General features: G+C 42.2%; 25 protein-coding genes, 1 pseudogene and 1 riboswitch. Of the genes and pseudogenes, 16 read left to right on the top strand and 10 right to left on the bottom strand.

Annotated features, from left to right (window positions below; genetic code table 11):
* The 4 genes and pseudogenes from IM515_RS10115 to cobI all read left to right on the top strand — a co-directional run.
* Positions 1–283 (top strand): annotated as a pseudogene (locus IM515_RS10115) (DUF3782 domain-containing protein); the annotation flags it as partial.
* Positions 254–412: riboswitch (cobalamin riboswitch) on the top strand. It overlaps the preceding pseudogene by 30 nt.
* A gap of 57 nt (positions 413–469) precedes the next feature.
* Positions 470–1,894: a precorrin-3B synthase gene (gene cobG, locus IM515_RS10110; RefSeq protein WP_287628755.1), complete on the top strand. Its 1,425-nt coding sequence runs from the start codon at positions 470–472 to the stop codon at positions 1,892–1,894.
* Position 1,895: 1 nt separating this feature from the next.
* Positions 1,896–2,522: a precorrin-8X methylmutase gene (locus IM515_RS10105; protein WP_287628753.1), complete on the top strand. Its 627-nt coding sequence runs from the start codon at positions 1,896–1,898 to the stop codon at positions 2,520–2,522.
* Positions 2,519–3,223: a precorrin-2 C(20)-methyltransferase gene (cobI, locus tag IM515_RS10100; RefSeq protein ID WP_002788284.1), complete on the top strand. Its 705-nt coding sequence runs from the start codon at positions 2,519–2,521 to the stop codon at positions 3,221–3,223. Before IM515_RS10105 ends, cobI begins: the two co-directional genes overlap by 4 nt.
* A 247-nt stretch (positions 3,224–3,470) precedes the next feature.
* Here cobI and IM515_RS10095 read toward each other — a convergent pair whose 3' ends face one another.
* Entirely contained in the window at positions 3,471–3,803 is a 333-nt protein-coding gene (locus tag IM515_RS10095) for a DUF5615 family PIN-like protein (protein ID WP_002765819.1), read from the bottom strand.
* Entirely contained in the window at positions 3,793–4,110 is a 318-nt protein-coding gene (locus IM515_RS10090) for a DUF433 domain-containing protein (protein ID WP_002788280.1), read from the bottom strand. The genes IM515_RS10095 and IM515_RS10090 overlap by 11 nt, the downstream gene beginning before the upstream one ends.
* Before the next feature lie 435 nt (positions 4,111–4,545).
* Between IM515_RS10090 and dprA the strand changes: the two genes are divergently transcribed.
* Positions 4,546–5,694, top strand: a complete 1,149-nt coding sequence (gene dprA, locus IM515_RS10085) for a DNA-processing protein DprA (protein WP_287628750.1) — start codon at positions 4,546–4,548, stop codon at positions 5,692–5,694.
* A gap of 66 nt (positions 5,695–5,760) precedes the next feature.
* Here dprA and trxA read toward each other — a convergent pair whose 3' ends face one another.
* Positions 5,761–6,117, bottom strand: coding sequence for a thioredoxin (trxA, locus tag IM515_RS10075; RefSeq protein ID WP_002765822.1), 357 nt, complete (start codon positions 6,115–6,117; stop codon positions 5,761–5,763).
* 377 nt (positions 6,118–6,494) lie between these two features.
* Between trxA and IM515_RS10070 the strand changes: the two genes are divergently transcribed.
* Positions 6,495–7,700 carry an acetate kinase gene (locus IM515_RS10070; protein ID WP_002765823.1) on the top strand — a complete coding sequence of 402 codons (1,206 nt, stop codon included), beginning with the start codon at positions 6,495–6,497 and terminating at the stop codon, positions 7,698–7,700.
* Between the two features lie 3 nt (positions 7,701–7,703).
* Here IM515_RS10070 and IM515_RS10065 read toward each other — a convergent pair whose 3' ends face one another.
* The 4 genes from IM515_RS10065 to IM515_RS10050 form a co-directional block, all read right to left on the bottom strand.
* Complete coding sequence (locus tag IM515_RS10065) at positions 7,704–8,255, bottom strand: anti-sigma factor family protein (protein ID WP_287628749.1); 552 nt, start codon at positions 8,253–8,255, stop codon at positions 7,704–7,706.
* A 113-nt stretch (positions 8,256–8,368) separates the two neighbouring features.
* On the bottom strand, positions 8,369–9,025 hold the full coding sequence (locus tag IM515_RS10060; RefSeq protein WP_002765828.1) for a sigma-70 family RNA polymerase sigma factor: 657 nt from the start codon (positions 9,023–9,025) through the stop codon (positions 8,369–8,371).
* Between the two features lie 294 nt (positions 9,026–9,319).
* The gene (locus IM515_RS10055) at positions 9,320–9,910 is read right to left on the bottom strand and encodes a PAP/fibrillin family protein (protein ID WP_287628748.1); all 591 of its coding nucleotides are present in this window, start codon (positions 9,908–9,910) and stop codon (positions 9,320–9,322) included.
* A 349-nt stretch (positions 9,911–10,259) separates the two neighbouring features.
* The gene (locus IM515_RS10050; RefSeq protein ID WP_287628747.1) at positions 10,260–10,616 is read right to left on the bottom strand and encodes a globin family protein; all 357 of its coding nucleotides are present in this window, start codon (positions 10,614–10,616) and stop codon (positions 10,260–10,262) included.
* 299 nt (positions 10,617–10,915) lie between these two features.
* Here IM515_RS10050 and rseP point away from each other — a divergent pair, with 299 nt between their 5' ends.
* The 3 genes from rseP to IM515_RS10035 all read left to right on the top strand — a co-directional run bounded on the left by rseP (position 10,916) and on the right by IM515_RS10035 (position 13,482).
* Positions 10,916–12,007 (top strand): RIP metalloprotease RseP, encoded by a 1,092-nt coding sequence (gene rseP, locus IM515_RS10045; RefSeq protein WP_287628745.1) that lies wholly within the window; start codon positions 10,916–10,918, stop codon positions 12,005–12,007.
* The gene (nth, locus tag IM515_RS10040; protein ID WP_287628743.1) at positions 12,007–12,663 is read left to right on the top strand and encodes an endonuclease III; all 657 of its coding nucleotides are present in this window, start codon (positions 12,007–12,009) and stop codon (positions 12,661–12,663) included. Before rseP ends, nth begins: the two co-directional genes overlap by 1 nt.
* 210 nt (positions 12,664–12,873) lie before the next feature.
* Entirely contained in the window at positions 12,874–13,482 is a 609-nt protein-coding gene (locus IM515_RS10035; RefSeq protein WP_043996908.1) for a rhomboid family intramembrane serine protease, read from the top strand.
* Here IM515_RS10035 and IM515_RS10030 read toward each other — a convergent pair.
* Complete coding sequence (locus tag IM515_RS10030) at positions 13,479–13,805, bottom strand: antibiotic biosynthesis monooxygenase family protein (RefSeq protein ID WP_147069971.1); 327 nt, start codon at positions 13,803–13,805, stop codon at positions 13,479–13,481. The two genes, IM515_RS10035 and IM515_RS10030, sit on opposite strands and share 4 nt — an antisense overlap.
* A 160-nt stretch (positions 13,806–13,965) precedes the next feature.
* On the opposite strand from IM515_RS10030, the gene IM515_RS10025 reads away from it, so the two are divergent.
* Positions 13,966–14,508 (top strand): NADPH-dependent FMN reductase, encoded by a 543-nt coding sequence (locus IM515_RS10025; protein WP_190719432.1) that lies wholly within the window; start codon positions 13,966–13,968, stop codon positions 14,506–14,508.
* Here the strand turns inward: IM515_RS10025 and folB are convergent.
* Both folB and IM515_RS10015 read right to left on the bottom strand, forming a co-directional pair.
* Positions 14,495–14,851 carry a dihydroneopterin aldolase gene (gene folB / locus IM515_RS10020; protein WP_190719429.1) on the bottom strand — a complete coding sequence of 119 codons (357 nt, stop codon included), beginning with the start codon at positions 14,849–14,851 and terminating at the stop codon, positions 14,495–14,497. The two genes, IM515_RS10025 and folB, sit on opposite strands and share 14 nt — an antisense overlap.
* Before the next feature lie 131 nt (positions 14,852–14,982).
* Complete coding sequence (locus tag IM515_RS10015) at positions 14,983–15,966, bottom strand: glycosyltransferase family 2 protein (protein ID WP_287628739.1); 984 nt, start codon at positions 15,964–15,966, stop codon at positions 14,983–14,985.
* A 272-nt stretch (positions 15,967–16,238) separates the two neighbouring features.
* On the opposite strand from IM515_RS10015, the gene IM515_RS10010 reads away from it, so the two are divergent.
* From IM515_RS10010 to IM515_RS09985, 6 genes are all read left to right on the top strand, one after another.
* Positions 16,239–17,159, top strand: a complete 921-nt coding sequence (locus tag IM515_RS10010) for a glycosyltransferase family 2 protein (protein ID WP_287628738.1) — start codon at positions 16,239–16,241, stop codon at positions 17,157–17,159.
* A gap of 14 nt (positions 17,160–17,173) precedes the next feature.
* Positions 17,174–18,133, top strand: a complete 960-nt coding sequence (locus tag IM515_RS10005) for a GDP-mannose 4,6-dehydratase (RefSeq protein WP_190719422.1) — start codon at positions 17,174–17,176, stop codon at positions 18,131–18,133.
* Positions 18,134–18,135: 2 nt separating this feature from the next.
* Positions 18,136–19,353, top strand: coding sequence for a glycosyltransferase family 4 protein (locus tag IM515_RS10000; RefSeq protein WP_287628737.1), 1,218 nt, complete (start codon positions 18,136–18,138; stop codon positions 19,351–19,353).
* A gap of 29 nt (positions 19,354–19,382) precedes the next feature.
* Positions 19,383–20,360 (top strand): glycosyltransferase family 2 protein, encoded by a 978-nt coding sequence (locus IM515_RS09995; protein WP_287628735.1) that lies wholly within the window; start codon positions 19,383–19,385, stop codon positions 20,358–20,360.
* 32 nt (positions 20,361–20,392) lie between these two features.
* Entirely contained in the window at positions 20,393–20,947 is a 555-nt protein-coding gene (locus tag IM515_RS09990; RefSeq protein ID WP_002770598.1) for a phycobiliprotein lyase, read from the top strand.
* 84 nt (positions 20,948–21,031) lie between these two features.
* Positions 21,032–21,424, top strand: a complete 393-nt coding sequence (locus tag IM515_RS09985) for a MerR family transcriptional regulator (RefSeq protein ID WP_002797683.1) — start codon at positions 21,032–21,034, stop codon at positions 21,422–21,424.
* The last annotated feature ends 1 nt before the right edge of the window (position 21,425 follow it).

Here is a 21,425-nt window from a genome sequence, read left to right as displayed (position 1 = left end):
TGTGTTAGTAACTAATGAAAATCATGTGCTAGTAGTGGAAGTCAAAAGTAGTTTAAGTGTAGATGATGTCAAAGAATTAATCAAGAATCTAACAGAATTTAGGCAATTTTTCCCTGAATATAACCACAAACAATTATATGGGGCAGTAGCAGGCATTGAAATCGAAGAAGGAGCGGATAAATATGCTTATCGTCAAGGTTTATTTGTCTTGGCACAAAAGGGTGAAAATGTAGTGATTCTTAACGATACTGAGTTTCAACCAAAAACGTGGTATAATCCTTAAACTTGTCTTTGGGAAAGTCCAGTGCGATTCTGGTACTGTGCCGCAGCTGTAATCAGGTAAAAAGTAAAAAGAGTACATCTTCCCTTTTTCCTTGCGAGTCAGAATACCAATTACAAGCTTTTGATCGGTAGTATAGACAACTAATTTTCTAACTACTTCTCTGCGTCGCATGGAGAACAAACAACGGTGAATTGGTTAGTTAAAGCAAATGCTTGTCCCGGTTTATTTTATGGAACTGCTGCCCAGGATGGGTTTTTAATTCGTCTCCGCACCCCCGGTGGATGGCTCAATTCTCCACAGGGAAAAGCGATCGCCACTTGGCTCGAACAATGGCAGAGTACAATACAAGTTACCAATCGGGCAAATCTGCAAATTCGCGGACTGCAAAAATCCCCCAGTTTAGAAGAATTTCAAACCCTGCAAAAATTAGGGTTAGCTGCCCATAATCCCAGTATCGATCATCTGCGTAATATAATGTCCAGTCCCACGGCTGGAATTGACTGCCAAGAATTGATCGATACTCGTCCATTAGTCCAAGAATTAGATAATTTTATCCAAAATTATCCATCAATTGCCCAACTAAGTCCTAAATTTAGTATCGGGATCGATGGCGGTGGTGCAGTGGGAATTGGCACTGGTTCAACTATGGCCTGGCAACACCGCTATAACGAGATTCATCTATCAGCAATTGCCCTCAATAATCCGACAAATTTAACTTCTATTGTTTGCTTTCGATTAGCACTTGCAGGAGATAAACAGTTATATGAAACGGACTTATTAATTGAGCCAGAAAACTGTTTAGCTGTGGTCAAAGCTTTAGTAACGGTTTATCTCGATTATGTTCAACAAACCCCTAACATCAAGGGGAAAAAACCGCGGATGAAACACCTACTCAAAGATTGGGGATTGACAAAATATCTCGAACAAGTTAACTCCCAATTACATCGGACTTCTACCAGCATAATACAACGGCAAGAATGCCAGCAAACTGCCCATTCTACTCAACCCTATTTTCATCTGGGAATTCATCCTCAAAAGCAACCCGGATTGTCTTATATTGGCCTATCATTAAGATTAGGACAATTGACGGCTAATCAACTATGGGGATTAGCGGCACTATCAGAAACTTTTGGCAGTGGTCAGTTACGATTAACCCCTTGGCAGACTGTTATATTACCCGATATTCCCGATGAAAAAGTGTCAGAATTGTTGCCAAAACTGGCATCACTAGGATTATCCGCTTCTCTTGGATGGGATGCGGGGATAGTTGCCTGTAGCGGTAAACCGGGTTGTGCAGCAGCAGCCACTGCAACTCAAATTCATGCTTCTCTCCTGGCAGATTATTTGCAGGAACACTTAACCTGCAATTCTCCTGTTAATATTCACTTGACAGGTTGTGCTAAATCCTGCGCTCAACCGAGTCCAGCCGAAATTACCCTTTTAGGAACTACCATCGAGGAAAATGGCCAAATAATGGAAGCTTATCAAGTCTATATGGGTGATAGTCAAAAATTATTAGAAACACCCATATTTGAGGGAGAATTTACCAAGATTACCCCGCTCATAGCCCAAATTTTAAGCTCCCAAAAATCGAAAAATTTAGATGAATAGAATGGAATACATTAAGAATGGTGAAGAAATTTACCGCAAATCTTTTGCTATTATTCGGGCTGAAACTAACTGGAAAAATCTCCCCGATGATTTAGCTCATGTGGCAGTTCGTCTAATTCATTCCTGCGGGATGACAGACATAACAGAAGATTTAGAAGCATCACCAGACGCGGTTAAAATCGGACGAAATGCCCTCGCTGGGGGTGCAGCAATTCTCTGTGATTCTCAAATGGTCGCTAATGGCATTACCAAAGCCCGTTTACCTAAAAATAATCCGATTATTTGTACCCTCAATCATCCAGAAGTAACCCAGTTAGCACGGCAAATTAATAATACCCGGTCCGCTGCCGCTTTAGAACTTTGGCGACCTCATTTAGCTGGAGCAGTGGTAGCCATTGGTAATGCACCAACCGCACTTTTTCACCTACTAGAATTGCTCGATCAAAATGTAGATAAACCGGCTTTGATCTTGGGCTTTCCCGTGGGATTTGTAGGAGCGGCAGAGTCGAAAATAGAATTAGCAACTAATAGTCGTGGCGTGCCATTTATTACCCTGCACGGACGTAGGGGAGGCAGCGCAATCGCAGCAGCAGCAGTCAATGCTTTAGCAAAAGAGAACGAATTATGAATAAATTAGGCAAACTTTATGGATTAGGAATCGGTCCCGGTGATCCCGAATTGTTGACGCTAAAAGCACACCGGATTCTCACAACTGTTCCAGTAATTGCTTATCCTACCTTAGAAAGTGGCAAAGTTTTGGCACGGGCAATTGTCTCGGATTTTATCCGTCCCGAGCAGATAGAAATTCCCATGCCTTTACCTTTTAGTGTCGAGCGCAGTTCTCAACCTCATTATGATATTGCCGCCGAAAATATCGCCGAACAGTTAAACTTAGGTCGAGATGTGGCGGTTTTATGTGTGGGCGATCCGATGTTGTATGGCACATTTATGTATATCTTTAATCGCTTGTGCGATCGCTTTTCCATTGAAGTTGTACCTGGTATTTCTTCAGTGATGGCAAGTGCAGCAATGCTGGGTGTACCTATCACTTATCGAAATGACGTATTTAGTATCATGCCCGCTACTTTAGAGGCGGAAATATTGCGGGATCGCCTAGCATTTATCGATGCAGCAGCGATTATTAAATTAGGCAGACATTTCGCTAAAGTTCGTGATATTCTCCAGGAATTAGGATTATTAGAACGCGCCCTCTACATCGAACGAGCAACCCTACCCAATCAGCAAATTATTCCGATTACCGAAATCGATCCAGAGGCTGTCACCTACTGGTCATTAATTCTGATTCCTAGTAAAACTAAACCCCAATAACTCTATAGACATAGTTAAATCTTCTATCCCCTACCTGACAGAACCCATCGGGTTTAGATGATATGATGAAAATGTCTTTTCTTCATTGCTTTTTTGTTCCACAGGAGGTTATATATCGCGTTTCTCGGATTGATAAGGTAATCTATTTTCTTCTCCCTTCTCTGTCACCTAAAAATAACTACCATGTCCGATTCTCCTGCTTGTAAATTGCGTTACCCAACGTACCTTTTTTTCTGAATTATGATTTTTATAAAAACTCAACATTTTTATACATATAATCAGGCTCTAAACATTCCCAAATTAAAACTAAATCACTAATAATTTTGCCAATAGATTGACGTTGATGTGAATAAATAATCCCCCAATGCTCTAATCCCATTGAAGACAAAACCAGAAAATCATCATCAAAAGTAAAAATGACTCGGCCTTGCGATAAAGCATATGCTAATTGTTCCTCATCGGAAGACCCCATCAGTCCTTTTTCTGGAGAAGTTGTAACATCAATCCCTCGCATTCTTAAACCTTTAGTGATCGCATTAGAGACGCTTTCATCTAGGTTAAACTTAAGCTTATTGGCCATTATTTCCCTTTAAAAGTTTTTCGACCAATGAAGGTTTATCCCCTTGTAACTGTTTAGCAAAATTTTCGCTGGATTCAATATCTTGGCGAATTTCTTCTCGATGCTCATGGTAATAAGCTAAAGCTGCATAAACATCAGCTAAAGTAATCGTTGGATAATTATAAACAATTTCATCAGGACACATCGCCATTCTTTCATGCCAAATAACAATGTCTTGTACCTTAATCCGATGTCCAGCAATACGAGGTTTATCGCCACAAACACCAGGTGTTACTTCAATATGCTGTTTAAGCACTAAAGATGACATAATAACTCATTTACTCTACTTCTAGATATCATAGCATTTTTCTTGAAAAAACGCAACCACCGATCTTTTAGGATACGTTACCTAACGTGCCTTTTAATGTGAAACATTTTATACATTTTCATATTATTATCCGTTACGCTATGCTAACATATTCTACTGTTACTGCTACAATTGGCTCCAAAGACCACTATAACCAACTAAAACCATGACTCAAGCCACTTTTGCAGAAATACTAGAAGCAACCGAACAACTTACCCCAGAAGATCAAGAACAACTTATTCACCTGTTAAAAAAGTGAAAGACATGGACGAGGCTCAACAATACCTCAACAACTAATGGAAAGTATTCCGGCAAGATTAAAATAAATTAAGGTCATCTGGCCGCAGTCAGTTTTAACCGACTGAAAATATTACTTGGTTTGAGGAGCTTTTTAAATTGACAGACGAGCGCGTTTATTGGTTAGCATGGTCAAGTATTGCTGGAGTTGGGGCAATTTCCCTGAAACGACTCTATCAGCATTTCGGCAGTGTCGCTGTGGCCTGGAATGCCACCGATACTGCGATCGCAGAAGTGGCAGGATTCGGCAAAAAGTCAATGGCAGCGGTACGGGAAGGGCGATCGCAAATTGACCCAGAAGCTCTTTTCGCCGAACATATCCAGAAAAACCCCCTTTTTTGGACTCCTAGCGACCCAGAATATCCCCGCTTTCTCTGGGAAATTCCCAGTCCTCCCCCCTTACTTTACTATCAAGGAAAGGTCAATTTAGAGGAAAATCAGGGAAATATCCCCACCGTCGCCATTGTGGGTACTCGTAACCCCACGGATCACGGCCGGCGCTGGGCGCGGCGCTTAAGTACCCTTTTGGCCCAACAGGGATTTACTATTGTTTCTGGCATGGCCGAAGGAATTGATGGCGAGGCACACCAAAGCTGTTTAAAAGCAGGGGGAAGAACGATAGCCGTCTTGGGAACAGGGGTCGATGTGGTTTATCCTAGTCGTCATCGGCAGCTACAGGCGGACATCCAAAAGCAGGGTTTAGTCATTAGTGAACATCCTGCGGCAACGCAGCCGAATAAAGCCCATTTTCCCAGTCGTAATCGCATTATCGCCGGTTTAAGTCGCGCCACGATTGTTATCGAGGCCCCCGAAAGGTCAGGCTCCCTGATTACGGCCAGTTATGCTAACGAATTTGGCGGCGATATCTATGCTTTACCCAATTCTCCCGATATTGCCGCCGCTAGGGGTTGTTTACAACTCATTCATCAGGGAGCAGAAATTATCGTTTCTGAGGAGAAATTATTAGAAATGTTGGGGGCAATTCCCACCACGAACCAATCCGCACCAGTGAATCCCTCCCCTTCACTCCCTCCAGAGACATCCCCGGTCGTTAATGCTGCTCCTCCAGTCAATCTAGAACCTAGACTAGCACAAGTGTATCAGTTATTTAACCGAGATCCCCTGTTGTTTGACATTATTGTTGAAAAAATGCAAATCCCCACCTCAGAAGTGGCGGGGATATTATTGGAATTAGAATTAATGGGTTTAGTGACTCAGTTACCCGGTATGCGTTACCAGAAAACCTAGTCAACCCCCAAATGCTTATTTAGGGTATTAGCTAAAGTAGTTTTCGGTGCAGCCCCAACCACCAGATCAACTTTTTGACCCCTTTTGCGGATCATCAGATTCCAGGTATTTATTTAAGGTATTGGCTAAAGTGGTTTTAGGTACAGCCCCGACCACCATATCGACTTTTTGACCTCCTTTGAAGATCATCAGAGTAGGAATACTGCGAATCCCGTACTGACTAGCGATATTGGGGTTTTCGTCGGTGTTGAGTTTCACCACCTTGACTTCCCCTTCGAACTGTTTGGCAATTTCCTCGACAACGGGAGCCACCATTCGACAAGGGCCGCACCAAGGAGCCCAGAAATCCACTAGGACAGGGTCGGCACTATCTAAAACTTCGTCTTTAAAGGTGGCATCTGTAACGGCAGTAACCTCTGACATACTTAAGAAATCCTCTAGTAATCACGGTTATCTAGAATACGCAAAAAATCCGTTCTAGAGATTCGTGGTGCGATGTTGACATTCCACTGGTGAAAAGGACGAGAACTAGCTCTAAATCCAATGTAAAGGCCTTAACTTGCATCAGAGGTAGCTTCTTGGATCAATTTCACAAGGGGCATTCTTGTATTTTATAACCCTAGAGGCTCTATTTTGACTTTTTTTTGATAAAGTTTTGTAATATTGCCCGAGTCAAGCATGGGTGATGACAGCCGGATAAAATTTTCTTGAAGAAAAACCCGAAAAGTCAGCGATTTTATCTAGGCTTAACCTGAGTTTGATTATGATCGGCATAGCCCACTTCCTAATTGAGCTTTTTTATGAAAATTCTGGTCTTAAATGCGGGATCGAGCAGTCAAAAAAGTTGTTTATACGATTTAGATTTTTTCCCCTCCCATCCTCCCCAACCAATTTGGGCAGCGGGGATCGATTGGACGGTTAACCCTGATTACGGGGTTTTAACGGTAAAAGCCAAGGGAATTAAACAGGAAATTAATCTTTCTAGTCAGGATCGTCCGGCGGCAATTGCTCGGATGTTAGATACCTTAGTCACTGGCGAAACTAAGGTACTGGCTAATTTCGCCGACATTAGTATCGTCGGTCATCGAGTTGTCCATGGTGGCACGGAATATTCCCAGGCAACTATGATCACTCCCCAAGTCAAAGAAACGATTAAAAAGCTGATTCCCCTTGCTCCTAGCCATAATCCCGCTCATTTAGAAGGAATTGAAGCGATCGAGCAAGTTTTAGGCGATGTTCCTCAAGTAGCAGTGTTTGACACCGCTTTTCATCGTTCTATCCCTCCTGAGTCTTCTCTTTATCCCATTCCCTACCAATGGAGTGAACTGGGAATCCGTCGCTATGGTTTTCATGGCACCAGTCATCAATACTGCTCCCAACGGGCCGCCGAATTGTTAGGAAAACCCCTAGAATCCTTGAAAATGGTCATCTGTCATCTAGGCAATGGCGCTTCCCTATCGGCAGTCAAGGGGGGTAAAAGTATCGATACTACTATGGGATTTACTCCCCTAGAGGGATTGATGATGGGAACCCGCAGCGGTTCGATCGATCCAGGGATTCTGATTTATCTAGAGCGAGAATATCAATATAATCCCGATAGTTTAAATAGCTTACTCAATAAAGAATCGGGTTTAAAGGGAATTTCGGGTATTTCTGGGGATATGCGGGCAATTACCACGGCGATGGCCGAAGGGAACGAGAGGGCAAAATTAGCATTTGAGATGTATATTCATCGCCTGAAAAGTTTAATCGGATCGATGATCGCTTCTCTAGAGGGGTTAGATGTCTTGGTATTTACGGCAGGAATCGGCGAAAATTCAGCTTTAGTACGGGAAAAAGCCAGTCAAGGCTGGTCTTTTTTGGGTTTAGAGTTAGATTTGGCTAAAAATGCCGCTCGTCCCCAGGATGAGGATATCGCCACCGACACATCTAAAGTACGAGTGATGGTAATTGCTACGGCGGAAGATTGGGCGATCGCACGAGAATGCTGGCATTTATCTCCATAGACCTTACCTTTGGCCATTCTCTTTTGGCTGTTCCGTTGTGGGAATCTCCATAATTGGATGGTTAAGAGCAATCATCAAATGGTCTCCCTCTTGGCTAATACTGCTCGGACTGCTCGCCATTTGGGAGAGGGGAGCATTGCGTCCCGAGACGAAGTAGGAGCCAACAGCGATCGCCATAGCCGTTAAAATTGCGCCACCATAAACATAATATTGCCGACGACGCTGACCATCGACTTTTCTGAACACCTGTTCTGCTAATCGGTCGCTGGCCATAGTAGCCGGTACGGGAATTTGCTTTAAATTAGTTTGTAATCCCAAGAGCTGCTGATAGAGTTTTTTAGCGGCAGCATCATGGTCTAACCAATGCTGAACTAGCTTCCTTTCCTCTACCGTTACTTCGTTATCAATATAGGCGCTAATTAAATCGAAACGATGAGCTTCTTCGTTATCCTCATCTAAGAATAAAATATCCTCGGCTGCGGAGTCGGAATCGCTGTCATCGTGACGTAACAAAGACTTTATCCATTGAACATCTTCGGGTTGATAATTATTCATGGTTGACCTCGACCAGAAGCGATCGGTATGCAATCACTTTTCACCAGCACGGAGCTAGTTAAATTTAACGACTCCTCACTTCGGCCGTTAGTGCCGAATCACCACAATATTCTTTAGCCTTCTGTAAAATAGGGCTGTAAAACAGATTGTAATTTAGCGCGAGCGCGAGCAATGCGAGATTTAACAGTTCCTAAAGAAACTCCCGTCATCTCGGCAATTTCTTCGTAGGCCATGCCTTCAATTTCTCGCAGAATAATAGTTGTCCGAAAAGCTTCTGGTAAACCAGCGATCGCCGCCTGCAATTGATCGTAGAATTCGTGGGTGGTGAGATGTTCATCGGGACTGGGGTAATCGGACTCGATATCCCAATCGATTTCGCCATCTTCCACGCGCCGGGGAGCATCGAGAGAAATGGGGTGATTAACCCGCTTGCGTTTCCGCAATTCGTCGTAAAAAAGATTAGTAGCAATGCGACTTAACCAACCGCGAAACTTGAGGGGTTCATGGAGACGGTTAATATTGCGATAGACGCGAATCCAGACCTCTTGAGCCAAATCAGCGCGATCTTGCCAATCGGGAGCCAAATGATAGAGTAATTTATCAATATGAGCTTGATAGCGCCGCAGCAGTTCCGCAAAAGCTGCTCGATCTGGCTGACACCCTTCCTGACAGCGTGCAATTAGATCGTAGTTGGAGAGTTTGTCAGGGGACACGGGGTTTTGAGACTGTTTGGACTCAAGTGACCAAGATGCTGGAATCGATTGACTCATGGGATTTCCTCTAAGGATATAAACTCCTCACTCAGAGCTTGAGGACGGGAGAAGTCAGTAAAGGTTCCCGAAAATAAATAATTTTTTTCCCATATTTTGATTCTAACCGATCGGGGCATTCATCTGGGGGAGCAAGTGGGGTGTCCGGTGTCGGGTGTGGGGAGTATTTTCAGTGAACAGTAAACAGTAAGCCCTAATTAGTGAACTGAAAACTCACATCTGATCACTGATAACTGATCACTGATCACTGATAACTGATCACTGATACAAGCCTGACTCCTGACGGCTCTGAAGTTAGGTTTTTTCCTTAGCGAGAATAAAGACGCTGCCTTCGCTGCCGCGGCCGACGCGGAGATCTTCATCGAGATAGGTGATATCGAGCCAACCTGTTTGTTGGCGATTATTGACAGAAAAATCGAGGGGAGGGAATTTTTGGCCACTCTCGATCGCATCGATAAATTCTTGGGGAGAATGATAATTGAGAAGACGTTGCAGACCGAGGATCGATCGCTCAAATTTGACCATTATCCGACGCTCGGATGTGGGTTCAAAGGTAGCGGAGACGATTACTACCCCTTCTAGCCAAGCTAGGCCGATAATTTCGGCGATATTGTAGAGTTTGGCCTTGTTCAGGTCGAGATATTGATAAATTTGCCCTAATTGAAAAAAAGGTAGGCGATCTATTCCCAGAATGTTGCGGCTGCTGGTGAATAGCAAACGCCAATTGCCCCCTAATAGTTGTTTAACTTCGAGGGGATGGGGATGGGGATTGTGATCCTCCAATTGTTCGATCGCCGCTAAAATCCGCACGCGGTCGCTTTCCGTGGCCAGGAGTCCGCGATTTCTACCAGCGATCAATTCCAGTAATTTCGCTTTGGCATCCATAGAATAGACCTCTTGTAAAAATCAAAAATTGTTGTTAGGGTTAGGAGTCAGTAGCCAGGACAATTAAAAATGAATAATAATCAATTAAATGGTCTATTTACAGATTTTATGCAATTTAATCCTTATTTGTGCCGTTTTTGAACCCTCAAAAATTAATTATGCAAGAGGTTTAATCTCCCTTACTTTTATAAACTGCCTCGATCCGCTAGGTACTCGATCGAGGTTTTTGGTGGTCCCAAGAGGTTTACTTGCGCTGATGATTTGAGAGTTTCAACGGAGTTTTAACCTCGGTGAGCGGCATTTTTAACTGTTGGCCTCACTATTTTAACACAGATTAAATGCCTAGGTTTTAAAACTTTTTCATAACCGTAATTAAGTGATCGAAATAGGGAGTAATTGCGTTTTTTTCTGAGTTGCTAAAATACTCTAAGCTGTATTGTTTTAAGGCTTCTAACCCCGAAATCATTGCCCGATCGTTATCAACGATAAAAGTAGCATTATCCCGCAGTTTTCGAGCTTGTTGACTAGAAACAAGTAAATCAGGCTCTAAATTGACGATAGTATCTAAATCGCTATCACTGAGATAGCAAGTTTGCTCATCCGCTTGTTGCCAAATAGCGATCGCTGCTTGCTGATAGGGCCAATCAGCGAAACTGATGATTTTTGCTTTTGGGATTAATTGCTGGGCGCGCTCACTCAAAGGCATCGATCGCTCTCCTTCGGGTCAGATTAGGCAGTTAAGATCACTTTTAGCATAAGTAGCTGGTTATAATTAAATTAAAAATGGATTTTAGGTTCGATCCCCCCTGCCCCCCTTGATAAGGGGGGTGCCGATCCCCCCTTAGTCCCCCCTTAATCCCCCCTTAATAAGGGGGGCATCTGATAATTTTTAACGCCTACCTACTTAAATAATCGAAAAATTAGCGATAACTCAAGATTTTTTGCAATCTGTTGGGGAGGATCGCTTACAATAAACAAAAGCTAAGTCATTATATTTTGATCATCATGTCAGTTTTAATAGCGATCGGTGTACTTGCCCTATTAATTGTCGTTCACGAATTAGGTCATTTTGCCGCTGCTCGTTGGCAATCTATCCATGTTAATCGCTTCTCCATCGGTTTTGGTCCAGCTTTAGCTAAATATCAAGGCAAAGAAACAGAATACGCCCTCCGCGCCATTCCTTTAGGGGGTTACGTTGGTTTTCCTGATGACGATCCCGATAGTCAAATTCCCAATAACGATCCTGATTTATTACGCAATCGTCCTGTTTTTGATCGAGCTATCGTCATTAGTGCGGGAGTAATTGCTAATTTAATTTTTGCCTATTTTTTGCTTGTTACCCAAGTCGCTACGGTGGGTTTTTCCCAAATTAACTATCAAGAAGGGGTAATTATTCCTGAGGTTTTCACGGCTGAAAATTCTGTCGCTAAACAAGCGGGAATACAAGCAGGGGATATCGTTCTCGCTATCAATGATCAGCCCCTTGGTGCTTCTCAAAATGCCATTATTGACTTCCGTGACATTATTCAATCTTCCCCCGATCAACCCCTAAAATTAACCATCAAACGCCCGACAGAAACTCTCAATTTAATCGTTACTCCTGAATTGGGAAGTGATGGTCAGGGTAAAATTGGGGTTAGATTGGCTCCTAACGGTGAAGAAACTCGCCTGAAAGCCGATAATTTTGGGCAAGCTTTTAGCTTGGGTACGGGTGAATTTCAACGATTAACCCTATTAACCGTTCAAGGTTTTGGGCAGTTAGTTAGTAACTTTAAAGACAGTGTTCAACAGGTAGCAGGACCGGTTAAAATTGTCGAATACGGAGCAGCGATCGCTCGTAATGATGCGGGGAATCTTTTTCAATTTGCCGCCCTAATTAGTATTAACTTAGCGGTGATTAATATTCTGCCTTTACCTGCTCTTGATGGTGGTCAATTAGTATTTTTATTAATCGAGGCTTTGGTAGGTAAACCTCTCCCAACTAAACTGCAAGATAACATCATGCAAACAGGTCTAGTTTTACTCTTAGGATTGGGAGTTTTCTTAATCGTGCGCGACACGGCTAACCTAGCAGTTTTTCAGGATTTATTCCAGTGATGGCCTCTCGAAAAAAAACTGAAGTTCAACTGCGCGCCCTAGAGATTTTAAGCAACTTAAAGCAATTATATCCAGAGGCAACCTGTAGCTTAAATTATCAAACTCCCGTGCAGTTATTGGTGGCAGTTATTCTCTCGGCACAATGCACTGATGAGCGGGTAAATAAGGTGACTCCTGCTTTATTCGCTCGTTTTCCCGATGCCAAATCCTTAGCTTTTGCCGAGCGAGAGGAGTTAGAAACTTTCATTCGTTCCACGGGATTCTATCGCAATAAAGCTAAAAATATTCAGGGTGCTTGTCAAAAAATCCTCAAGGATTTTCAGGGGGAAGTACCCAAGACAATGGAGGAATTATTAACTTTACCCGGGGTAGCTAGAAAAACGGCTAATGTGGTACTCGCTCACGCTTACGGGATTATTGAGGGGGTGACAGTAGATACCCACGTTAAGCGCTTAAGTAATCGTTTGGGTTTAACTACTAATAACGATCCAGTGAAAATTGAACGGGATTTAATGGCTTTACTACCTCAACCAGATTGGGAAACTTTTTCTATTAGTATTATTTACCACGGCCGGGCGGTTTGTAAAGCGAGAAATCCCGCTTGTTTTTCCTGCCAATTAGCCTCTCTTTGTCCCACAGCAAACAGTAAACAGTAAACTGATAACTCACACCTGATAAGTAGGGAGGCACAATTATTTGTAGGATGGGTTAGCGGTAGCGTAACCCATGCAGGCGTTGGGTTTCATGCTTCAACCCAACCTACGTTTATCTTATATTTAATTCCACCCACCTACTTAACTGGTAACTGAATCACTGATAACTGATAACTGATAACTGATAACTGATAACTGATGTGGGGGGCTATAATGGGAAAAAATAGCTCATCCACCAATCTTATGAGTCAAGGATCACGGCAAGAAATAAAAACCCAAGCAATAATCCTCGCTACCTTTGTGGCGATTTTTTGGCTGTTAGAGATTTTAGATCAATTTGTTTTTCGGGGCAGTTTAGACTATTTCGGGATTATTCCCCATCAAGTCATCGGATTGCGGGGTATTCTGTTCGCACCTTTCCTACACGGGGACTTTCCCCATCTTATCGCTAATACGGTTCCTTTCCTGATTCTTGGTTGGTTGGTGATGTTACAGGAAACCAGTGACTTTTTTATTGTGACTGGGTTAACTATGCTGGTGGGGGGGTTAGGAGTCTGGTTATTTGCTACTCCCGGATCCATCCATATCGGGGCAAGTATCTTGATTTTTGGCTATTTAGGTTTTTTATTACTGCGGGGCTATTTCCAAAGAAATATTCCTTCTATACTCTTGTCAATTTTAGTCTTTTTACTCTACGGTGGCACAATTTGGGGCGTTTTGCCTTCCCGTCCGGGGATTTCTTGGCAAGGACATTTATTTGGTTTCCTAGGCGGGGTTTTAGCCGCCAAATTAATCGCCACCGAAAAGAAACATTATCCCTAAACGGGGGAACCTTCTATCTCGCTACATACTTCATAAAAATCGGTGACAGGCGGTTTCGCAAACAGAGGAGCCATGGATTTCAGCAATAATTCGTGGGCTTCGCTTTTATTTGCCTCCATATCATCGATTTTATCCCAGATGATCACGGCAATTCCTTCGTCGGTTCCGGGTTTTTGCAGCAGAAAGGCCCCCTGGAATCCCGTGGAATAGGTGGAAACGGCCTTTTCGTAGAGTTTTTGGGCTTCGGAAAAACACCCCGGTTTGAATTCACCAATAGCCACATAGGCGTATTTATGTTTGAGAAAATCGAGAAATTCTGGCATGGCAATCAGGGGAAATGGAATAAATCTTTCTTTCTACTCCCATTAAAACTTAGATCGATCGCCCCCTCCGCCCCATCGACATATTTTTTTAACTAAGCTTCCCCAATTGTCTCTTTTTTTGTTAGCTTATATGTAGTCGTTATGAGTTTGTATAAGTTCTATGATCAAAATTGTTGGTATTAATGGCAGTTTACGCCCCGGATCCTATAGTGCGATGGCGTTAGAAGTTGCTATCAGTCGAGTACAGGCGTTAGGAGTAGAAACAGAGATAATTGACCTGAGAAAACTCTCTTTACCCTTCTGTAACGGGGGAGATGACTATTCTGACTATCCCGATGTGGCCAAAATGCAGCAAACGGTTAAATCGGCAGCGGGATTAATTTTGGCGACACCGGAGTATCATGGCAGTGTCAGTGGTGTGATGAAGAATGCCCTAGATTTAATGAGTTTTGAGGAGTTATCGGGAAAGGTTGCTGGATTAATCAGTGTTTTAGGCGGCCAATCCAATAGTAACGCCCTAAATGACTTAAGAATCATTCTCCGTTGGGTTCACGCTTGGGTAATTCCGGAACAAATTGGTTTAGGACAAGCGTGGAAAGTCTTCAACGAAGAAGGAGAAATCCTTGACGAGAAGCTTTCCCAACGTTTTGACGCTTTTGCGCGAAGTTTAGTCGATCATACCCGTAAACTCAACGAGATCTAGTAATATCGATGGTGATTTTACCGGTGAAATGGGGAATTGGGGCGGCAGGTTTCGATAATTGTACTCTTACCTGTCGCACTCGATCGAGTTGTAGGATATCCTCAGCGATAACCGTGGCCAATTTTTCCACTAGGGCAAATTTGCTGGTTTCAATCTGGTGTTTGACAATTTCGATCGCCTGTCGATAATCTAGGGTATCTTCAATCGCGTCACTTTTGCCAGCAATGCTGATATCAAGTTCTAGGGATAAATCTACCTCAAACCATTGACCTAAAACCTGTTCTTCGGCCAGATATCCTGTGTAACCGTAGGCACGAATTCCTGTAACGTGAATAGTATCCATAGATAGTTAAATTTAAAAACTGGTGGCTTTTGCCACAAAGATGAAGTGTAACCTAATTTGGTATCGACGACCGACTTGCCAAAATGAAAACTTCCTACCCGACCATTAGGATAACTGCTATAAATTATAGTTTAGACGGCTCTTACCTGTTCGGCGTAATCTTTGGAGCGTAGTTGACGGAAACCTTGAAAAGCCAGTTGTCTCAAATTTAGAGGTAAATAGGAAAGCAGTAAACCCAGTCTAGCTCGTCGGGATTTTCCTAACAATTGCGAGGCTTTTTCTATTAAAACTCGCCCAGCTTCGGTTTCTCCCTTTTCAATTAATTTTATTCCCAAAGATTCCTGTAAAAAAGCCGCTTTTTTTACTCTTTCTTCTTCTAATTTTAGATCATTAAAGTGATAACTTTCTGTACAAAACAGTTTTGCTTGCAAAAAGTGAACCGCTTGTTTTAAGCTAGTTTGACCGCCATGGAAACGATATTCCATTAATAATTCTGGCAGAAAATAAGCTTGTTTTCCCGCTAAAGCTAAACGCACTAATAAATCAAAATCTTCACAACCATCCGCTGGAGAGCGCATATAATCCACATCGGCTAAAGATTGATAACGAAAAAGAGTCGAACCCACCTGTAAACTTTGATAGTAAAAAGTTTGTCTCTCTAAATCAGTAATAATCCCTTGTTGTAATCTGTCTTTGCCCCATTTTGCTGAATTTTCCTGGGTTGCTGAGGCAACTTTTTGTCCAAATTTATCAATAATCCAGTGATCGGTACAGACAAAATCAACCTTTTTTTCTTGATCTAAAATAGGGACAGTTTTCGCTAAAAATTCAGGAGTTAGTCCATCATCATCATCGAATTTAATAAAATATTCTCCCCGAGCAGCCGTAAAACCCGATCGCATATTTAAACTTCTGCCAATATTTTGCGGATGACGCCGATAAATTATTCTCGAATCCTGAAATGCTGCCACCACTTCTGGGGTATGATCAGAAGAACCATCATCACAAACAATTAACTCAAAATCTTCATAAGTCTGCCCCAAGACACTATTAATCGAATAGCTGAGATAATCGGCGCGGTTATAGGTGGGAATACAAACAGTTACTTTCGGCATAATATTTTCAGTGATCAGTTATCAGTAATCAGTTATCAGTGGAGAGTGTTATAGCAGTTATCTTCATGGTGAGATAGGAAGTTTTCCTTTTGGGGAGTCGGTCGTCGGTCGTCAATACCAAATTAGGTTATACTTCATCTTTACGAGAAACGCTATAAGTAAAAAGCAATCTCCTGTCTCCTGTCTCGGAGTATCCTGTCTCCTCAAGTATTTTTACATTTTTGCAAAGGAATGTTAAGTTTTAGGGTATTGAATGAGTAACCTTGATAGCCATGGCTCCTAAAATAGCAGGGATTATCTGTACCCACAACCGCGATCACTACCTAGCAGCAGCGATCGATAGTCTTTTAGCGCAAACCTGCCCAGATTGCGAGATTTTAGTGGTTGATAACGCATCTACCGATAAAACCCGTCAAGTGGCCGAGTCTCGTCTGGGAGATGGGCGGCTAAAATACGTTTACGAACCTATTTTAGGGCTATCTACCGCCAGAAATCGCGGGGCGAAGGAAACTAGAGCGCCGATTTTAGCCTATTTGGATGACGATGCGATCGCTAGTCCTCAATGGTTGCAAATTCTGTTAAATGCCTACGAAAATAACCAAAAACTGGCAGTAGCTGGGGGAAAAGTCACCTTAATTTGGCCGCAAGGCTACAGTCAACCCAATTGGTTATCCGATCAGTTAGCAGGGGGTTTAGGGGCTTTCGATTTGGGCGACAATGTGGTATATATCAGCCAAGCGGATTTAACTCCGCGAGGGGTTAATTACTCAATCCGGCGAGATTTCTTGGAGAAGATTGGCGGTTTTGACCCTAATTTGGGAAGAATTGGTAAAAAACTTCTTTCTAACGAGGAATTATACACTACAGAACTAGCACTCGCCCAGGGATGGCAAGTAGGCTATTTTCCCGCAGCATTGGTGGAACACAATGTTGCCCCGGAAAGAATCAATCGTCAATGGTTTATGCGTCGTAGTTGGTGGCAAGGCATCAGCGAACACTACCGGGAAGAAGTGGCAGGAAGGACGGGATTGGCTCAATTTAGGCGAGGAGGTGAGCGTTTGGTGAGAGGATTGGTTAAATATGTCAAATTTATCAATGATCCCGCTAAAAGCTTTGATAATCTTCTCTATGCCTACGGACAAATCGGTTATTTAAGCGAGGCCGCCAAGGCGATGTTAAACCCGCAAAAGTAAATTATTGTAAATAAATGAGTAAAAAAGCGTTAATTTGTGGTATATCGGGGCAGGATGGAGCCTACCTAGCCGAATTACTGTTAAAAGCCGGCTATACAGTTTGTGGCACCTCCCGGGATGCCCAAATGTCCTCTTTTAGTAACCTGAAACGTTTGGGAATCAAGGAACAGGTAAAACTAGAATCAATGGCACTGAATGACTTTCGCAGTGTCCTACAGATGTTAATTAAAATTCAGCCCGATGAGGTCTATAATTTGGCTGGACAAAGTTCTGTGGGTTTATCCTTCGAGCAGCCAGTGGAAACCTTAGAAAGTATTGCCACGGGAACCTTAAATCTCTTAGAAGCAATTCGATTTACCAGAGCAAAAATTAAATTATATAATGCCGGATCGAGTGAATGTTTCGGGGATATCGGCGATAATTCTGCCGACGAAAATACCCCTTTTCGTCCTCGCAGTCCCTACGCTGTGGCCAAATCGGCGGCTTTTTGGGAAGTGGCTAATTATCGAGAAGCCTACGGAATTTTTGCCTGTTCAGGCATACTTTTCAATCATGAATCTCCCCTGCGTCCCGAGCGCTTTGTTACCCAAAAAATTATTGCTGCCGTGGCTAGAATTGCCCAAGGAAGTCCCGAGACTTTACACTTAGGAAATATGGATATTCAAAGGGATTGGGGTTGGGCGCCGGAGTACGTTGAAGCGATGTATTTAATGCTGCAACAGGAGCAACCCGATGATTACGTCATTGCCACGGGAGAAAGTTCAAAACTGGAGGATTTTGTGGCCACAGCTTTTGCTACTGTGGGCTTAAATTGGCAAGATCATGTAATTTCCGATCGAAGTTTATTAAGACCAACAGATTTAGCCATTAGTCGCGGCAATCCCAACAAAGCTAAGGAAAAATTAGGTTGGCAAGCACAATACAAAATGACTGATATTGTCCGCATGATGGTAGAAAATCGTTTAGAGAAATAGCCATGAATATCTTAATGATTAGTTCCACCTTTCCCTATCCACCCAGCAAAGGAGGAACTCAGGGCAGAACTTTTAATTTACTCAAATATCTCAGCAAAAATCATGATATTACTCTCATCGTTCAGCGTACTGCTGATGTCAGCGATGAGGAGGTAGAAAAGTTAGGTAACTTTGTTAGTGAATTGGTAGTTTTTCCCCGTCCTCAAGATGCCAAAACTGGAATAATTGCTAAACTGCAAAGATTAGCTCAATTCCTGAAAACGGGAACCCCTCCCAATGTACTTTTTGGCTATTCTCAAGAGATGCAGAACTGGATAGATAGGGCAGTTAAGAGTCAAAAATTCTCAGTCATTACCAGTGAACATAGCGTTAATGAAATTTATATTCGTTCCGAATGGCAAAGGCAAATTAGGACAGTAATTGATGTGCATAGTTCCCTCTATCAAACCTGCAAAAGTCAATTAGAAATTGGGGTTTCTAGTCAAGAATTACGGGATCGTCTCTACCTTCCTCTCATGCGTCGATACGAACAAAAAACTGTGCAGAAATTCTCAAAAATTGTCGTCACCACCGATGATGATCAAAAACAAATGGAAGAATTTGCCCCCAATCGAGAGATTTATTTAATTCCTAATGCAGTAGATTTAGATTTGTTTCCCTATCGTTCCCAGGATGCTGCTGGACATAATTTAGTGTTTATCGGTGGGTTAGATTATTGGGTTAATATCGATGCGGCCTGTTTTTTAGCCAGGGAAATTTTACCTCGTATTCAAACTACTTACCCCGATACTAATTTAACTCTAGTCGGTGCTAATCCATCCCTAGAAGTGCAAGAATTAACTAAGTTAAAAGGAGTGATTGTGACGGGACGCGTACCATCAATGACCACCTATCTTCATCAGGCAACTGTGGCAGTTATTCCCCTAAGAACGGGTTTTGGAATGAAGTTCAAAACCCTAGAATCCATGGCAGCGGGGGTGCCAGTGGTGGCCAGCGATCGAGGTTTAGAAGGGTTAACAGTGGAGGGAAATAATGTTCCTTTAGCAGCGTTAAGGGCTAATAATATTGAGGAATATTGTACGGCGATTAGTCGTCTTTTTGAATCGGCAGAATTGCGAGAAAAATTATCTAGAAATGCTCGCAAATTAATCGAAGATAATTATACTTGGCAACAAGCAGCAGGTAAGTACGAACAAGTTTTAATTGCTGACATTGGTTAGGAAATTTCTCTAGTTTTTTGTCAATTAATATGCTATCAAATCAAATACCAGTGAAAATATCTGTTGTTGTTCCTCTGTATAACGAAGAAGAAAATATCCATGCTCTCTTTCGGCGACTTTTAGCAGTTTTAGAGGCACTAAATACCAGTTATGAGATTGTTTGCGTTAATGATGGGAGTCGTGACAATACTCTCAAAAATCTCCTGGAATATCATCAACTTTACCCACAAATTAAAGTGGTTAATTTATCCCGTAATTTTGGTAAAGATATTGCCATGTCAGCAGGAATTGATTACAGTCAAGGGATGGCAGTAATTCCTATTGATGCTGATTTACAAGATCCCCCCGAATTAATTGCCGAAATGATCGAAAAATGGCAGCAGGGTTATGATGTGGTTTATGCGTCCCGTCGGGTTAGAATTGGTGAAAGTTGGTTGAAACGTTTTACAGCAGAAGGTTTCTATCAAGTCATTAATAAATTAAGTCGCGTTCCTATTCCCCCTAATACGGGAGATTTTCGCTTGATTGATCGCCGAGTGGTAGAATCAATTAAAAAAATGCCCGAACGTCAAAGATTTATGAAAGGAATATTTGCTTGGGTGGGATATAAACAGACATCAATTTTATTCGATCGAGAACCCCGGTATCAAGGACAAACTAAATGGAATTACTGGAAATTATGGAATTTTGCCCTTGATGGTATTACCTCTTTTAGTTTTTTACCTCTGAAAGTCTGGACCTATGTAGGATTTATCATTGCATTTATTAGTCTTGTTTATGCTAGTTTTTTAATGCTCAGGACTATTATTTTAGGAATCGATGTACCTGGATACGCTTCTCTGATGGTTGCTGTCCTATTTTTAGGAGGAATTCAATTACTGACTCTTGGTATTATTGGCGAATATATTGGCAGGGTTTATGAGGAAGTCAAGGGTAGGCCACTTTATCTGGTTCGAGATTGTTATGGTTTTGAAAATAGGGAACAAGTTACTGATAAAATAACTTAAAATTAAGATATGACATGAGGAGAGTTAAATTTATGAATACCGAAGTTTTTCAGCAATTTTTTGCCTATTGTGTCGGTAGTTGGCAAACGGAAAGAACCTATCATTATCTAGCTGATCAAGAAGTGGAACGTTCCCGTACTGAATTCCTCATTCAACCCCTGACTAGGGAGATTAAACAGAAAGTCCTGACAGATAATAACTATGCTGATATTGCTGATTTAGAAACTATCCCCGGGTTTAATTTAGGTTTCTATACCATCTCGGAAAAAGGGGAAGAAGTACGACAAAATCTTAATCTTTTATTTGTGGTTAAAGCAGAAAATAATGGTTATTTAGAAGGGGATTATCTTCGTGATCGCGCCTACGAAGAAGCAAGACCAATTATCTCCGCTTTTCGCTTTGATTCTACCACCAGAGAGTTATTAATGACCACCAATTACACTCGCAGTGTTTCCGTGGATTCAATTACTTTAATCAATCCAGACCTGCGAATTCGCAAAATTATTAACTATCAACGTCCCCAGGAGGGGGAACCGTTAGAAAAAGTTCTCTTGGTCGGTTTTGGGGTTGAGTGTAAAGTCAATTAAAAAAAATATTTCTTTCCCCCCTTGATTCTCCAGTCAAGGGGAGATTTTATCATGGGGGAACGATAGGATTAAGGAGCAAAAATAATGCTCAGAATCGGTCAACTTTCCCTAGAAAGTGGTGTTTCGATTAAAACGATTCGTTATTACGAGGAATTAGGACTAATTCAGTCCCCTGAGAGGACAGAGGGACAATTTCGCCTATTTACTCCCGATACTGTCCATCGCTTGCTATTTGTCAAGAGATTACAATCTTTGGGTTTGAGTCTGCAAGAGATCCGCGAATGTTTAGTAATTCATGACCATGGAGAATTACCCTGTGGAGATATTCAGGAAAAATTAATTAAACATATTGCTGAGATCGATCAACAAGTGGAACAATTGCTTTTATTGCGTCAACAATTAACCGAAACCCTGCAAGAATGGACGGATACACCTGTAAAAGACGATCAATTTATTTGCCCTAATCTCAAGGTTTAAC

It is taken from the genome of Microcystis sp. M44BS1 (assembly GCF_020244875.1).
In the GTDB taxonomy this organism is placed as follows: domain Bacteria; phylum Cyanobacteriota; class Cyanobacteriia; order Cyanobacteriales; family Microcystaceae; genus Microcystis; species Microcystis panniformis.
The sequence above is the reverse complement of the archived record's forward strand: the minus strand, read 5'-3'. Positions and strand labels throughout refer to the sequence as shown.